This is a genomic window from Massilia sp. YIM B02769, from assembly GCF_030411995.1.
GTDB lineage: Bacteria > Pseudomonadota > Gammaproteobacteria > Burkholderiales > Burkholderiaceae_D > Telluria.
In genome coordinates this window covers 225058-240557 of the sequence record NZ_JASNRC010000009.1, presented here as the reverse complement: position 1 = coordinate 240557, position 15500 = coordinate 225058, and the positions used below count along the sequence as shown (strand labels likewise).

12 protein-coding genes are annotated in these 15500 nt (G+C 66.3%); 5 read left to right on the top strand and 7 right to left on the bottom strand.

The genetic code is table 11. The features are described 5' to 3' along the window. Positions 1 to 3: 3 nt before the first annotated feature. Together QPK31_RS16400 and QPK31_RS16395 are read right to left on the bottom strand one after the other, a co-directional pair. A complete protein-coding gene (locus QPK31_RS16400) occupies positions 4 to 3285 on the bottom strand; it encodes a DEAD/DEAH box helicase (protein WP_290423983.1) in 3282 nt (1093 codons plus the stop codon). 68 nt (positions 3286 to 3353) lie between these two features. After that, positions 3354 to 4511, bottom strand: coding sequence for a branched-chain amino acid ABC transporter substrate-binding protein (locus QPK31_RS16395; protein WP_374045818.1), 1158 nt, complete (start codon positions 4509 to 4511; stop codon positions 3354 to 3356). 254 nt (positions 4512 to 4765) lie between these two features. Here QPK31_RS16395 and QPK31_RS16390 point away from each other — a divergent pair, with 254 nt between their 5' ends. Then, complete coding sequence (locus tag QPK31_RS16390; protein ID WP_290423982.1) at positions 4766 to 6277, top strand: alpha/beta hydrolase; 1512 nt, start codon at positions 4766 to 4768, stop codon at positions 6275 to 6277. Between the two features lie 356 nt (positions 6278 to 6633). Here the strand turns inward: QPK31_RS16390 and QPK31_RS16385 are convergent, their stop codons facing one another. The 3 genes from QPK31_RS16385 to QPK31_RS16375 all read right to left on the bottom strand — a co-directional run bounded on the left by QPK31_RS16385 (position 6634) and on the right by QPK31_RS16375 (position 9146). After that, the gene (locus tag QPK31_RS16385; protein ID WP_290423981.1) at positions 6634 to 7038 is read right to left on the bottom strand and encodes a YgiW/YdeI family stress tolerance OB fold protein; all 405 of its coding nucleotides are present in this window, start codon (positions 7036 to 7038) and stop codon (positions 6634 to 6636) included. A 97-nt stretch (positions 7039 to 7135) separates the two neighbouring features. Further along, a complete protein-coding gene (locus QPK31_RS16380; protein ID WP_290423980.1) occupies positions 7136 to 8491 on the bottom strand; it encodes an ATP-binding protein in 1356 nt (451 codons plus the stop codon). After that, entirely contained in the window at positions 8481 to 9146 is a 666-nt protein-coding gene (locus QPK31_RS16375) for a response regulator transcription factor (protein ID WP_290423979.1), read from the bottom strand. The genes QPK31_RS16380 and QPK31_RS16375 overlap by 11 nt, the downstream gene beginning before the upstream one ends. A gap of 199 nt (positions 9147 to 9345) precedes the next feature. Between QPK31_RS16375 and QPK31_RS16370 the strand changes: the two genes are divergently transcribed. After that, complete coding sequence (locus QPK31_RS16370; RefSeq protein WP_290423978.1) at positions 9346 to 9921, top strand: PEP-CTERM sorting domain-containing protein; 576 nt, start codon at positions 9346 to 9348, stop codon at positions 9919 to 9921. Between the two features lie 161 nt (positions 9922 to 10082). Further along, positions 10083 to 10526 carry a nuclear transport factor 2 family protein gene (locus QPK31_RS16365; protein WP_290423977.1) on the top strand — a complete coding sequence of 148 codons (444 nt, stop codon included), beginning with the start codon at positions 10083 to 10085 and terminating at the stop codon, positions 10524 to 10526. A gap of 54 nt (positions 10527 to 10580) precedes the next feature. On the opposite strand, the gene QPK31_RS16360 is transcribed toward QPK31_RS16365, so the two are convergent. Continuing rightward, on the bottom strand, positions 10581 to 10790 hold the full coding sequence (locus QPK31_RS16360) for a DUF2945 domain-containing protein (protein WP_290423976.1): 210 nt from the start codon (positions 10788 to 10790) through the stop codon (positions 10581 to 10583). 139 nt (positions 10791 to 10929) lie between these two features. On the opposite strand from QPK31_RS16360, the gene QPK31_RS16355 reads away from it, so the two are divergent. Continuing rightward, a complete protein-coding gene (locus tag QPK31_RS16355) occupies positions 10930 to 11793 on the top strand; it encodes a CAP domain-containing protein (protein WP_290423975.1) in 864 nt (287 codons plus the stop codon). 394 nt (positions 11794 to 12187) lie between these two features. Here QPK31_RS16355 and QPK31_RS16350 read toward each other — a convergent pair whose 3' ends face one another. Further along, positions 12188 to 14254 carry a M13 family metallopeptidase gene (locus QPK31_RS16350; RefSeq protein ID WP_290423974.1) on the bottom strand — a complete coding sequence of 689 codons (2067 nt, stop codon included), beginning with the start codon at positions 14252 to 14254 and terminating at the stop codon, positions 12188 to 12190. A gap of 343 nt (positions 14255 to 14597) precedes the next feature. On the opposite strand from QPK31_RS16350, the gene QPK31_RS16345 reads away from it, so the two are divergent. Continuing rightward, entirely contained in the window at positions 14598 to 15500 is a 903-nt protein-coding gene (locus tag QPK31_RS16345; RefSeq protein ID WP_290423973.1) for an AraC family transcriptional regulator, read from the top strand.

Genomic DNA, 15500 nt, shown 5'->3' with positions numbered 1-15500 from the left:
AGCTCAGTCGGCGGGCTGCGCGAAGATCGCCTGCAAATCTTCCGCACCGAGCCCCGGCGCCAGGCCGCCCTCGGCATCGAGCACGGCGGCGGCTAGCTCGCCCTTGCGCCGCTGCAGTGTCTGGATTTTTTCTTCCAGCGTGCCGCGCGCGATCAGCTTGTAGACGAACACCGGCTGCGTCTGGCCGATGCGCCAGGCGCGGTCGGTGGCCTGGTTTTCGCTGGCCGGGTTCCACCACGGGTCGTAGTGGATGACGGTGTCGGCCGCCGTCAGGTTCAGGCCGACGCCGCCCGCTTTCAGGCTGATCAGGAACACGCTCACCTGTCCGCCCTGGAAAGCGGCGACCGGCGTGGCGCGGTCGACCGTGTCGCCGGTGAGCAGGGCGTAATCGACGGAGCGCGGCTGCAATTCGGCTTCGATCAGCGCCAGCATGCTGGTGAACTGCGAAAACACCAGCACCTTGCGCCCTTCGGCCAGCAGGGTGTCGAGCAGGTCCATCAGGGTATCGAGCTTGGCCGATCCTGCCGCGCTGTTCTGGCGCAGCAGGCGCGGGTCGCAGCACACCTGGCGCAGCTTGAGCAGGGCGTCGAGGATCACGATCTGGCTGCGCGCCAGGCCCTTGCGGCCGATCTCCTCGCGCACCTTGCGGTCCATCGCCACGCGCACGGTTTCGTACAAATCGCCCTGGGCGGCGCCGAAGTCAACCTGCACCACCACTTCCGTCTTGGGCGGCAGTTCGGTCGCCACCTTGTCCTTGGTCCGCCGCAGCATGAAGGGCTTCACGCGCCGCATCAGCAGCTCCTGGCGCCGCACGTCGCCGCCCTGCTCGATCGGCTTGCGAAAGCGCGCCCTGAAGCTCTTGTCGTCGCCCAGCAAACCCGGCATCAGGAAGTGGAACTGCGACCAGAGTTCGCCCAGGTGGTTCTGCAGCGGCGTGCCGGTCAGGCAGAGGCGGTGGCGGGCGTCCAGCAGGCAGGCCGCTTGCGCCGCCCGTGAGCGGTGGTTCTTGATGTACTGCGACTCATCGAGGATCAGCAGGTGGTACTTGTGCGCGCGCAGCGCCGCCTCGTCGCGTCCCAGCAGAGGGTAGGTGGTCAGCACCAGGTCGGCCTCGGCGATATGCGCGAACTGGGCGGCGCGGTCCTTGCCGTGCAGGAGCAACACGCGCAGGCCGGGCGCGAAGCGGGCCGCCTCGGCCTGCCAGTTGCCCATCAGGCTGGTCGGCGCCACCACCAGCGCCGGCGCATCCAGGCGGCCGGCCTCTTTCTCGGCCAGGATGTGGGCCAGGGTCTGGATCGTCTTGCCAAGGCCCATGTCGTCGGCCAGGATGCCGCCGAAGCCGTATTCGCGCAGGAACTGCATCCACGCCAGGCCGGCCTGCTGGTACTCGCGCAATTGCGCCTGCAAGCCTTGCGGCGCCGGCACCGGCGCGATGCCGGCGAAATCGTGCAGCTTGCGGCCCAGTTCCAGCAGGCGCTCGCCGCCCAGCCAGCGCATCTGCGCCGCCGCTTCCAGCTCGGCCAGACGCGCGGCGTCGGTGAAGGGCAGGCGCAGGGCGGCGTCGATGCGTTCGGCAAAATACAGTTCGCCCAGCGTGGACAGGATCGGCTTGATGCGCTGCCACGGCAGGGCCACGCGTGTGTCGCCGCCCAGGTCGAGGACGATCTCGGCGGCGTCCTTGTGCGCCTCCAGCGCGGCCGGGGTGAAATCGGCCGGCGCCGTGCGGATCATTTCCAGCAGCAGCGGCAGCAGGGCATGGCGGCGGCCATCGACCACGATGCCGAGTTCCAGCGCGAACCAGGGATTGCCCTCGCCTTCTTCGTTCAGGTCGGCGTACCAGTCCTGCACGTCGGCGATGTCGTAACGGTAGTTGCCGTCGAATTCGATCTGCCAGCCGGCGGCACGCAGGCGCGGCAAGTCGTGACGGGCAAAGTGCAGCCACGCTTGTTCGGTCGGCAGGCACAGGGACTGCTCGATATCGTCGAGCGGCGAGCCAGGGCGCGGGGGCGCGAAGCCCAGTCCGGCGAGCCTGGCGCCGGCCGCCGCCTCGGCCTCCGGGTCGCGCTCGATCAGTTCGACGCCGCCATCGACCACGCGCCGGAATACCGGCCCCTCCTCGTCCATCGTACTCAAGCCGTCGTATTCGAAGGAGAGCTGCGCATAGTCGTGCCAGATCCGTTCGCGGCGCCGGGTTTCCGGTTCGCTGTTCAACAGCAGGCAGGGCACGGGCGCAATGTCGCGACGCTGCTTGAGCGCCAGTTCCTGCGGCAGCGGCAGGGTGTGGTCGAGGCCGAGCTCGGCCAGGCGCAGCGCCATGCCCGCGCGTTCGTCGGCATGCAAAGTCGGCGTACGCGCAACGAGGTCCAGCAAAGGGCCGGCCGGCAGCGCCGCCAGCGCCTTCGGCAGCGTCAGCCGGCCCAGGATGCCATCGTCCAGGTAGAGCAGCGGTTCGGTGGGCAGGATGGCGCCGGGGCCTGCGCCGTCGTCGAAGCGCCACGCCAGCGCCAGCGCTTCGCTGCCGGGCGTATCCGGATGCCAGCCTAGCGTCACGTCCCTCTGCGGGCCTGGCCGGATGCCGTACAAGCGGCCGGCGCGCAGTCCGGCCAGCGTATCGGCCCAGAACAGCTTGCCGTCTTCGCACAGTTGCTCGAGCACGCGCGCGCCCAGGCGTCCCTCGGGCTTGAAGCCGCCGGCGCGCATGTTGCCAAGGCTCTGGCCGATGATCAGGCGCACCATGTCTTCGTCGTCGGGCGCCACATGCGCGGGCGGCGCCATCACCAGGCCGTAGGGATCGTTGTGCAGCGTGGTGCCGCCGATGCTGCCGTCCGGGCGCAGGCGCAGCTTGCACAGGTTGAGACAGGGCTCACCGCCCTGCGGGTCGGGCACCATCACATAGCCGAGCCGGGACGTCGGGCCTGGCCTGGCTGCGGCAGGCGCCGGTGCGGCCTGCAGGGACGCCATTTGCTGCAGCCAGTATTCAGCGGCCATCGGCAGCGCAGGCCCCTGTTCCTGCTGCTCCAGGCTGGCCAGCAGGACGGCCACGACGTGCTTGCAGTTATACGCAATCGGGCAGCTGCAGCTGCCCTCGAACCGGAAGCCGCGGGGGTCTTCCCTGAAGCGGACCGTCTGGCGGTAGATCGTACCCCCGCTGCCGCCGACCTCGCCCTCGATGCGCTCGCCGGCGTCGCGCGCAGCCAGCACCCTGCCCTCCAGCGCATAGCCTTCGCCGCGGCGGAAGGTGCCGCTGTCGAACTGGCGCTTGACGTCGTCGTAGGTGAAATGCATGGATGGCAGCGGGCAGGTGGAGACGCCATTATGGCGCATCTCCCGTGACCGGGATCGCTACATGAGCGTTACCTGAGCACCTGCAGCTTGACCTTCTTCCCCTGGCGGTAGGTGTACATGGTGAGCGCCGCGTTCTTCAGGTCGCCCTTGGGATCGAAGGCGATGTTGCCGGTGATGCCCTGGTACTGGACCCTGGCCAGCGCCGGCAGGTATGTCGCGGGCTGCGCCGAGCCGGCCTGCTGCATCGCTGCCGCCAGCACCATCACCGAATCGTAGGCATACGGCGCATAGGTCTGCAGCGGCATCTTGTAGCGCTGGCGGTAGCGCTCGACAAAGGCGTTGTACCGCGCTTCCTCGGCGCCAGTGACGCCGCCGGCCACCACGCAGATCACCCTGTCGTCGCCGAGCGCGTCGCCAGCCAGTTGCGGCAGCTTTTCCGAACAGATGCCGTCGCCGGACACCAGCTTGGCGCGCAGGCCGAGCGCCTTCATCTGCTTGAGCATGGGTCCGGCCACGGCGTCCATGCCGCCATAGAAAATCACGTCCGGGTCCTGGCCGCGGATCTGCGTGAGGATGGCAGTGAAGTCGGTGGCCTTGTCGTTGGTGAACTGGCGGCTGACGATCTTCGCCGCCTTACCCGCCCGCACGCTGCGGTTGAATTCGTCGGCCAGGCCCTGGCCGAAGGCGGTGCGGTCGTCGATGACGGCGATCTTTTTCGCCTTCAGGGTGGTAACCGAATAATTGGCCAGGGTCTTGCCAACCAGCTGGTCGCTGGCCACGACGCGGAAGGCCGTGTTGAACCGCTGGTTGGTGTACTGCGGCGTGGTGGTCGCCGGAGAAATCTGCGGGATGCCGGCGTCGTGGTAGATCTTCGAGGCCGGCACCGTGGTGCCCGAATTCAGGTGGCCGACCACCCCGGCCACATGCGCGTCGACCAGCTTCTGGGCGACAGCGGCGCCGGTCTTCGGATCGCTGGCGTCGTCCTCGGGCTGCAGCACCCATTTGACCTTCTTGCCGCCGATGACGATGCCCTTCGCGTTCAGGTCGTCGATGGCCATGCGCGCGCCGTTCTCGATGTCCTTGCCCTGGTGCGCACCCGGTCCCGACAAGGGCGAGGCCGTGCCGATCTTCACGGCCTGCACCTGATTGCGGGCCGGCGCCTCCGCCTTGGCGGCGGGAACGGTGGCCATGATGATCAGGGACAGGATGGTGGGGGATGCGGGCATGAGCGGCTCCTCTGCAATATCGACACGTCATTCTACTGCCGACATCGAAATTCTTGCCAAAGCGACAAATCGTGCGCTGTATTGACAAGCGTATTGACACCCGTATTGACATGCCAGCCGCATATTCCCGGCCGGTCGCCGAAGCGCCACACACCGTTGAATGTTGCTATCTCGGGATCAATTTTCGACCTACAATAAACCACACAGTGAGACCAAGTTTCGCTGTGCAAAACTACAATTATGGAGGCAATCCGATGAACCAGCAGCCCAGCATTTCCAAGCCGCGCCGCGTCATGACGCCGGTCGTGACGACCCTGGTGGCGGCCCTGACCCTGTCCGCCTGCGGCAGCGGCAGCACCGATCCCGTTCCACCGCCGACCCAGACCACGCCGCCGCCGGTCGCGGTGCAACCCGAGCCGGCGCGCCCGCAGGATAGCCGCACCTTTGCCGTGGTCGAAGCCAACCTGCCCTTCAATGCCTTGGCGAATGCGCCGGAAACCGACCGCTGGTGGGGCACGCTGAACAAGGCCGGCTACCAGATCGAAGTGCCGAAGAACTGGAACGGCATGCTGGTCATGTATGCGCACGGCTATGCCGGCACCGGCTCCAACCTGTCGGTCTCGCCGCCGGCGCTGCGGCGCCACCTGATCAGCCAAGGCTATGCCTGGGCCGCGTCGAGCTACAGCACCAATTACTACGACGTGCGCGCCGGTGTCGAGGACACGAATGCCCTGGCCCTGGCCTTCAAGGACATCGCGACGAAAAACGGCCGCACCCTGAACGCGCCGACCAAGACCTACATCATCGGCGTGTCGATGGGCGGTCACGTGACGGCAGCGGCCGTGGACGAGGAAAACATCGCCACCGCCAACAACAAGATCCGCTACGCCGGCGCCGTGCCGATGTGCGGCGTGCTCGGCGACACCGAACTGTACGACTACTTCGCCGCCTACCAGACCGCCGCCATGGTCGAAGCCGGCATGCCGGCCACCGACTGGCCGCCATCGAACTGGGCGACGGTCGGACCGCAGGTGCAGGCGAAGCTGTTCTCGAGCTTCCCGGGCGGCAGCACGCCGACCGCGCAGGCCGTGCCAACCGCCCAGGGCATGCGCCTGAAGCAGATCGTCGCGAATCTCAGCGGCGGCCCGCGTCCGCTGTTCGACTACGCGTATTCGGGCTCCTACCAGGCGACCGTCTGGGGCACCTTCGGGCGTGACGGCAAGATGCAGGGCATCCTGAACGAGGACGTGGTCACGACCAAAGACATCACCTTCCAGCTCGACGCCGACCCGGCCCTGAGCGCGGCAGAGGTGGCCTACAACTCGAGCATCTTCCGCGTGCCGGCTGTGGTCGACGCCAACCGCCTGCGCCGCGACGGCCTGCGCTGGATTCCGAAGACGAACGCCCAGATCAAGGTGCCGGTCGTGACCATCCACACCCTGGGCGACTTGTACGTGCCGTTCAAGATGGAGCAGATCTATAAACGCCGCGCCGATGCCCTCGGCACCTCGAACCTGCTGGTCCAGCGCGCGATCCGCGGCATCGCCCACTGCGACTTCACCATCGCCGAGCAGGCCTCGGCCTTCGACGCGATGATCAAGTGGGAACAGCAGGGCGTGAAGCCGGAAGGCGACGACGTGCTGACGCCGTCGGTGGTGGCCGATCCGCAGTACGGCTGCAAGTTCACGGACAACACGCCGTCGGAAGGCGACAGCAGCAATCTGCTGGCGGTGCGGGCGTCGCTGCCGCAGTGCACGCCGCGTTGAGTTGCGTTCTTGATGTGCGAACGCCAGCCTGCGGGCTGGCGTTTTTTTTGAGATTGCTACTGCGACCGATGATCAGTGTCCGGCACGTCTCGCCCGGAACAGCAACCGTACGGTGGGGTCCGTGAGGCCGGGGGCCTCACGGACGAAGTGCCCACGCGGCTACGTGCGTGGGAGTTTTGTGTTGACCGCGAGGTAACGCTCGCTAACATCGAGCGAAGCCCGTTCACGGCCGCCGGATAGACCGCGAGCGACATTCCGCCGCCAACGCAGAAAGGATGCGCACGTATCCGCGTGGGCACGGAGTGCCCACCGTACGTCCACGCCAACATGGAAACCATGTTGGCGCTGCGCTCACTTCACTTCCCCACCACCTTCACCTGCTTCACATCCAGCGTCGATTCGCCAAACGTCTCCTTGTCGAACTCCCCGGTCAGTTCCACCACCGTGTTCTGGTCGACATTCACGCCCTGCGGAAAATACTTGGCATCGATCTCCACCGTGATCTTGCCGCTGGCGTCGGTGAACTCGTAATCCTCGCCGCCCTTGTGGCTGGTGAGCTTGCCCTGCAGGCGCACGTACTGGTCGTCCTTGCCGTTGTCGAGCAGCTGCTTCGCCGTCATCATCGGCGCGCTGGACGGCCCGGTGTAGCCCGATGCGGCCGGCTTGCTCGACGGGCCGGTGTAGTTGCCCGGCTGGGCGATGGCGACGGCCGAGCCGGCGATCAGGGCGGTGATGCAGGAAAGTTGAATCAGGCGTTTCATGGTCGGTCCTCCGTTGGTTGATGTTCACGCTGCCGTTCGCGGCAGGCACAGACGCATTACACGATGCGGACATTAATCGGACCTTAAGGCGCCGATCTCAAGCTGCCGGCAGGTCGAGCGTCACACCCAAGCCGCGTCCGTCCAGCCCCACGCCGAAGCCGAGCGCGATGCCATGCAGCTCGGCGATCCTGCGCACGATCGACAACCCGAGTCCGCTGCCGCCCTGCCCCTGCCCCAGCACCCGGAAGAAACGCTCGCCCAGGCGCGCGCGGCTGGCGTCGTCCACGCCGGGGCCGTTGTCGCGCACGGCGATGCGCTCGCGCCCTTCATGCCGGATAACCGATACCTCGACCCGGCTGCCATCCGGACAGTAGCGCAGCGCGTTCTCGACCAAATTGCGCAGCATGATCTCCAGCATGCGCGGATCGGCCTGCACGGTCTCGAGTTCGCAGCGCAAGGCCAGCGTGATGCCGCGCCGCGCGGCTTCCGGCGCGTGCAGGGCCAGCACGCCTTCCAGCAAGGGCGCCAGCAGCACCTGCTGGCGCAGCAGCTGCTCGCGCGCCAGCGGATCGAGCCGCGCCAGCGTCAATAAACTGTCGACCAGCGCCGTCAGCCGGGCGATGTCCTGACGCAGCTTGCCGAAAGGCGCCGCCATTTCCGGGTGCTGGCGCCCGAGCAGTTGCACGTGCATGTGCAGTCCGGCCAGCGGCGTGCGCAGTTCGTGCGCGGCGTCGGCAGTGAAGCGGCGCTCGGCCTGAAGCGCCGCATCCAGCCGCGCCAGCACGCCGTTCAGCGCACCTACGATGGGCAGCAGCTCGCGCGGCTGGCCTTCCAGCGCCACCTGGGCCAGGTCGCTTGGACTCTTGGCGGCGATCTCGTTCGCGGTGCGTCGCAGGGGCTTCAGCACGCGGCCGATCAGCAGCCAGCACACCAGCGCCAGCAGCAGCAGGATGCCGGCCACCGGCAGCCACAGCGATTCGGCCAGCTCTTCCAGGATGTCGAAACGCTTGTCGTGGCGCTGGCCCACCTGCACCTCGAAGCGCCCCGCTTCGTCGCGCACCACGAACACGCGCCAGCGGCGGCCATCGACCTTCGGGTCGGCAAAACCCTCGTCGTCGTCGAAGCCCGCCACAAAGGCTTGCCGCGGTGCGCCTTCGGTGCGCTGGATGACCCGGCCCTGCTGCACGATCTGATACTGCATGTCCACTTTGCGCACCTCGCGTGTCGGCGGGCGCGCCGGCAGGCCGCGTGCGTGCCAGTCGGTGGTGGCCGACAGGATCATGTAGCCGGCTTCCTCCAGCGCGTCGTCGAAGACCTCATTCGTTTCGTGCCAGGCGATCACGGTGACGATGCCCAGGCTGGCCAGCCACAGCGCCACGCTGGCCGAGACGATGGCCAGCACCAGGCGGCGCCGCAGCGAAGGCGGCTTCGTTGCCGGGGCGTCAGTTGTCATCGTGCTTCAGCCGGTAGCCGAGCCCGCGCACGGTGACGATGCTGTCGCTCCCCAGCTTCTTGCGCAGGTTGTGGATGTAGACCTCGATGGCATTGCTCTCGACTTCCTCGCCCCAGCCGTACAGGCTTTCCTCGATCTGGGCGCGGGTGACGATGCCGTTCTTGCGCAGCAGGAGCGCGTGCAGCACGTGGTACTCGCGCGCAGTGAGGGCCACCGGCTGGCCGGCCAGGGTGGCTCCCTTGCTGTCGGGGTCGAGCGCGATGGCGCCATGGGTCAAGGCGTTGCTGGCCTGGCTGGCGCCGCGCCGGGCGGCGGCCCGGATGCGCGCCGACATCTCTTCCAGTTCGAAGGGTTTGACCAGGTAGTCGTCGGCGCCCAGGTCCAGGCCTTCGACACGGTCGGCCAGGGCATTGAAGGCGGTAATCAGGATTACGGGCACGGCGTTGCCGGCCGCGCGCAGGCGGGCCAGCAGCGCGTCGCCGGAGAGGCCGGGCAGGCCGCGGTCGAGCAGCACGCAGTCGTAATGGTGGGTCTTCAGGGCGGTGTCGGCGGAGTCGCCGCGCTCGACCCAATCGACGGCATGGCCGTCCAGGCGCAGCCAGGACTGGATGGTGTCGCCGAGGGAGATGTCGTCTTCGACTAGCAGGATGCGCATGGGTGTCGAGGCTAGGCCGGATGGATGAAGCGAATCTTAAGAAGAAGCTCCTTGCCTGCGGACCGGCGTCGGTTTTCTTTACAAAAATCATCGATACGCATTCGTCAATACGGCAAGCAATTGTTTTTAAATGGTAATTTTTGGTGGCACAGGCATTGCTTATAAGATAACACCACAACTAGATAAAGGGATGTCCATCATGCGTTTTCCATTTTCCCGTACGCTGAAACTCGCCGCCGCCAGCCTGGCCTTCGTGTCGCAAGCCGTGCTGGCTGCGCCGGTCGACTTCTCCGGCGCCCTGACCGAATCCGATCCTGTCTTCAACCGTCCTTTCACGACGTTCAGCCTGAGCGGCGTGGGTACGGCAACGTCCTACGACGTTTTCAATTTCCACGTGACCGCCGACGGCGTCTACTCCATGGAGACGCTCTCCGCCAGCTTCGGTGGCGGCGACACCTTCCTGGGACTGTATGCGAACGCCTTCGATGCCTCCTCCCCACTGACGAATCTGCTGAGCGTCGACGACGATTCGGGTGCCGGCCTCCTCTCGCTGATCAGCCGGTCGCTGCAAGCCGACATCCCTTATTTCCTGGTCGTGACCTCGTACGACAATAACCGATTCGGCACCTACACCGGCCGTTTCGATACCGTCAGTGGCGGCGGCCAGGTAGTGCTGGGCGAGGCTGCCAGCGACGTGCCCGAGCCGGCCACGCTGGCCCTGCTGCCATTGGCCTTGCTGGGCATGGGCATGGCGCGCCGCCGCCAGCGCGGTTGATCCGGCATCCGCTGTACACGATGGGCGGCGCTGGCCGCCCATTTTCTTTGGCGCCTGCCCAGCTTGACATCCTGCTTCCGCGAACTAGGCTGAAGGCATCGACTATCCGGGCATGACCGACCGCGATTGTCAGTGGACAGCCGAATTCGGAGGACGCTGTCATGAACGCACAAGACAACAAACAGCTGGTCATGGAGTGCTACCAGCTATTTCTGAAAGGCGACATTCCGAGCCTGCTGGAGCGCTGCGACGTGAACGCCGACTGGGTCGAACGCGACTCGGACTGCATTCCGTTTGCCGGCACCTACCATGGCAAGGCCGAGATCGCCGACTTCTTCACCAAACTGGCCAACGGCGCCGAAGCGCTCAGTTTCACGACCAGGGAATTCATCGCCGAGGGCGACAAGGTGGTGGTCGTGGGGGAAGCCACCTGGCTGGCCAAGCCGACCGGCCGCAGCTTCGACAGCCCCTGGGTGCACGTGCTGACGGTGCGCGACGGCAAGATCGCACGCTTCGAGGCCTATAACGACACCGCGCCCGCCGAGCGCGCCTTCCGCACGGACCTGCCGGCGCAGGCATCCATGGCGGCGCCGATGCGTCATTGAAGCGCTTGCATCGTCGAAGAGGCCGCCGCTAGCCGCAAACCGCAAGCCGGGCCCTCAGGCTTTCTTGAGCGCGTCCGGCTTGTGCGCCGCCTCGGCCCCGGTCTTGTCGCTGACCACCAGGTATTCCGGATTCTCTTTCGAGGCCGCCACCTCGTGGCCCTTGATGGTGGTGTGCGCGGTCAGCTTCTTCTTGACCGTGCCGTGCACCGTTCCCTGCGACGACTCCCATGTCACCTTGTCGCCGGCCTTGAATGCGTTGGTCATGATCCGTTTTCCGTAGATGGTCGATGAGCGCCATTTGACCATAGCTGGACAGAATTTCCGCACGTTACGGAACAGCCGGACAACGCGCTGGGCCGGGCACCGGTATGCTGAAGGCATCCAAACAGCCCTCCCACCTGCCTTGAAGCGTCCTGTCCTCCACCGTCTGCTGCATGCCGTACTGCTGGGCGGCGCCTTGTCCTGGCTCCACGCCGCCCAGGCCCAGAGCGACGCGCGCGTGGTTGCCGGCATCAATGCCTACCGCGCGGCGCCCGAGGGCTGCCCGGGTGCGCGTCCCGCCCCGGCGCCGGCCCTGATCCCGCAGGCGGCCCTGGCGCGGGTGCGCGTAGGGCTGGGCAGTTTCCCGGAATGGGCGCTGGAGCAGGCCGGCTACCACACCGACAAGGCCCAGGTGATCTTCGTCGGCGGCGCGCCCGACAGCGAGGCCGTGCTCGCCCTGCTGCGCAAGCAGTATTGCCGCAGCCTGCTCGACGCCGGTTTCAGCGACATCGGCGTGGCAAGGAGCGGCAACGACTGGACCATCGTGCTGGCGCGCCCGACGCCGCCGCTGGTGCTGCCGGACCAGGACGAAGCCGGCCGCATCATCCTCGACCTGGTGAATGCGGCACGCAGCCAGGCGCGCCGTTGCGGCGACCGCCTCTTCGGCCCGGCGCGGCCGCTGGCCTGGAACGCCGAGCTGGCGCAAGCGGCGCTGGCGCACAGCAGCGACATGGCATCGCACCGCCAGTTCAGCCACCGCGGCTCGGACGGCAGCGAAGCGGCGCAACGCGCCACCCGCGCCGGCTACCGCTGGCGGCATATCGGTGAAAACATCGCGGCGGGCCAGACCTCGCCACGCGAAGCCGTGCAGGGCTGGCTCGACAGCCCCGGGCACTGCGCCAACCTGATGAATCCGCAGTTCAGCGAGATGGGGGCGGGGTATGCCGTGAGCCACGTTCGGGTCCCGGGGTTCCCGTATTGGACGCAGGTGTTTGGGACGCCCTGATGATCCACTGGCCGTAACCGTACGGTGGGCACGCTGTGCCCACGCGAAACGATGATCATCGTTAACATTGAACGGTGACGCAAGACACGTATATTGTTGACGTATCCAAGAGCGTTTCGCGAACGTTTCCATCCAACGCAAGCTGTGCGGGCGAATCATCGCAGCTACCGACTCCGGACGAACACGTAACCGCGTGGGCACTTTGTCTGTAAGGCCCCCGGCCTCACAGACCCCACCGTACTGGATACGCCAACGCATATCGGAATACGCCAACGCCTATTCGTAGGGTGGACGGGTCCCCCGTCCACGCGTTCAACCCAACATGCCTTGCCGCGGCACCAAGAAAAAAGGAGCGCCGCAGCGCTCCTTTCGCATCAGTCGAATCGACCGGCAATTACCAGAAAATCACCCGCTCTTCCGGCGCCAGGTACATCTTGTCGCCCGGCTTCACGTCATACGCTTCATAGAAGCCCGGGTGGTTGCGCAGGCTGCCATTCACGCGGAATTCCGACGGCGAGTGCGGGTCCGATTTCACCTGGGCGATCAGGGCCGCGTCGCGCGCCTTGCCGCGGCGGGCCTGGGCCAGGCCCATGAACAGGCGCTGCTCGGCGGTGAAGCCGTCGATCACCGGGGCCGGCTTGCCGCCCAGCGAGATTTTATAAGCGCGGCTGGCCATGATGGCGCCGGCGTTGTCGGCGATGTTCTCGCCCAGCGTCAGTTCGCCGTTCAGGTGGTAGCCCTGCACCGGGCTGTAGCCGGTGTACTGCGCCACCAGCACCTTGCCGCGCGCGGCGAACTTCTCGCCGTCTTCTTTCGTCCACCAGTTGCGCAAATTGCCGTCGCCGTCGAACTGCGAACCCTTGTCATCAAAAGCGTGGCTGATCTCGTGGCCGATCGAGATGCCGACCGCGCCGTAGTTCACCGCCGGTTCGGCGTTCGCATCGTACAGCGGGGCCTGCAGGCGCGCCGCCGGGAACACGACCTCGTTCATGCTCGGGCTGTAGTAGGCGTTCACGGTTTGCGGGCTCATGCTCCAGGCCAGGCGGTCGACCGGTTTGCCCAGCTTGTCGATGCCGAACTGGTGGCCGAACTCGCGCGAGCGCATCACGTTGCCGACCACGTCGCCGCGCACGATGTTCAGCGACGAATAATCGCGCCACTTTTCCGGGTAGCCGATCTTGGCGTTCATCTTGGAGAGCTTGATCTGCGCCTGCTTCTTGGTTTCAGGGCTCATCCAGTCGAGCGTCTCGATGCCTTCCTTGAAGGCGAGGATGAAGTTCTTCACCATCGCCTCGACCTGCGCCTTGCGCTCGGCCGGGAAGTGGCGCTCCACGTAGACCTTGCCCACTACCTCGCTCAGCTCGCGGTTGACCAGGGCGATCGCACGCTTGTTCAGCGGACGGTTTTCCTTGGTGCCCGACAGCACGGTGCCGCGGAAGGCAAAGCTCTCGTCGACGAAAGGCTGCGACAGATAAGGCGCGTAGGCGCTGATCAGGTGGAAAGCGTAATACGATTTCCAGGTATCGACCGGGGTCGCGGCGATGATCTTGTCCAGGCCGGCCAGGTAGCTCGGCTGGCTGACGATCAGCGAATCGACCTTGCCGGCCACGCCGACGTCCTTCATCCAGGTGGTCCAGTCGAAGCCCGGCATCAGGTCCTTCAGCTGGGCGAAGCTCATCTTGTTGTAGCGCTTGACCGGGTCGCGGTTCTCGACGGCGCTCCACTGCACCTTGGCGATTTCGGTTTCCAGGGCCACGATCTTCGCGGCCTCGAGAGCCGCATCCTTGTGGCCTGCCAGGGACAGCATCTTCTCGATGTGGACCTGGTACTTGGCGCGGAAGTCCTTCATGCGCGCTTCGTCGGCCAGGTAGTAGTCGCGGTTCGGCAGGCCCAGGCCCGACTGGCCGACGCTCACCACGTAGCGGGTCGAATCCTTGCTGTCCTGGCCGACGTACATGCCGAGCGGCGCCTCGCCGCCGATGCGTTCCATGTGGGCCGACAGCGCCGCGATGCCGCGCTTGTCCTTCAGGGCGGCGATGCGCGCCAGTTCGGCCTTCAGTGGTGTAAGGCCGAGCGCGTTGCGGCGCGCCTCGTCGAGGTAGCTGTTGTAGTAGTCGCCCATCTTCTGCGCGTTCGAACCCTTGGCGGCCTTGGTGTCGGCGGCGGCCTGCTCGATGATGGCGCGGATCTGGTTCTCGACGTTTTCCTGGGCCACGCTGAAGGCGCTCCAGCTCGAACGGTCGGATGGAATCTCGACGTCCTGCAGCCACTTGCCCTGGGTATGGCGGAAGAAGTCGTCCTGTGCGCGCACGCCGGTGTCCATCGCGGCCTTGTCGACGCCCGAGACGGCGGCTGCGGCAGCGGTCGACGGCGCGCTGGTGTTGGCCTCGTCATGCGCACCGGCGTGGGCGGCGACGGCGAACAGCCCCGCGATCAGGGTGCTGCACAGGGTACGCTTCATGTTTTCTCCGTGATTGGAATAGTTGGGATCGGAGGATGCTAATCCATAAAGCCGGGCATTGCCAAGTGCCGGCGCCCGCCTGTCGCATGCATGCCGATTCTGCATAGCGGCTGTACGTACGGGCGTTATGCAAAATGGCGGCGGCGCTGCCGGTGTCCGTGTCGCATTCGCGCCAAGACCGGCCCGGCGCCACGGCTGTATATTTCGCTATTGCACGTTTTCTAAGCCATAATGGGTAATATTTCATCACCGCTGCCGCCTTGATGCGCCCTTCTCCCCGCCACCTGCCAGATTGCGCCGCGGCGCCGACAGCCCGCCTTGCGGGCCGATGCGGGGCTGCGCGATGAAGCCGACTTCGCGCGTCTCGCGCCTGTACGAGGTGATGGACCTGATGCTCGACTCGGTAGGCGATCCGCTGGCGCTGAAGAACCTGGCGGCATCGGCCAGCTATTCCTCCTTCCACTTCGACCGCATCTTCCGCGAGCTGACCGGCTTTTCGGCGGTGGAATACCAGCGCAAGCGCCGCCTGCGCCGCGCCGCCCACCTGCTGCGCCACGAGCCCGACGTGCCGGTGCTGCACATCGCCCAGGACTGCGGCTTTCCTTCGAACGCCGCCTTTGCCAAGGCCTTCAAGCAGCAATTCGCGATGTCGGCCAAGGCCTGGCGCGAAGGCGGCTGGCGCACCTACATGGACCAGCAGGTCGGGCGCGAGAGCGACGTCAGCTTCTTTGTCGCCGAGCCCGACAACCTGGACGTGATCCTGGCGCCCTACTGCCCGCCCGAACCGGGCAGCGTGGCCGCGCGCATCCGCGTGCAGACCCTGCCCGCCGTCACGCTGCGCTACCAGCGCTTCTTCGGGCAGTCGGGGGCGGCGTTGTCGATCGCCTGCAATAACTTCATCTGCGAGCGCGAGAGCAGTGGCGACGTGACGCGGGCGGCCGCCTGGTATGGCGTGTTCGACGAGGATCCGGGTTTTACCGGGGAGCGCGAATACTGCTATGACTTCGGCTTCGGCGGCGACGCAAGGCCGGACCCGACGCTGGGCCTGCGCGTGCTGCCGGCAGGTTCGTATGCCATCCTCGACTTTTGCGGCGACTGGCCGCGTTTCCGCTTCATGTACGAGGACTGGCTCGACAAGCAGGCGTTCTGGCGCCTGGACAGCACGCGGCCGCATATCCAGAAAGTCGAGCGCGATGGCGCCGGCAAATGGCAAGGGTGGCTCGCCTTACCCGTCAAAAAGCGTTAA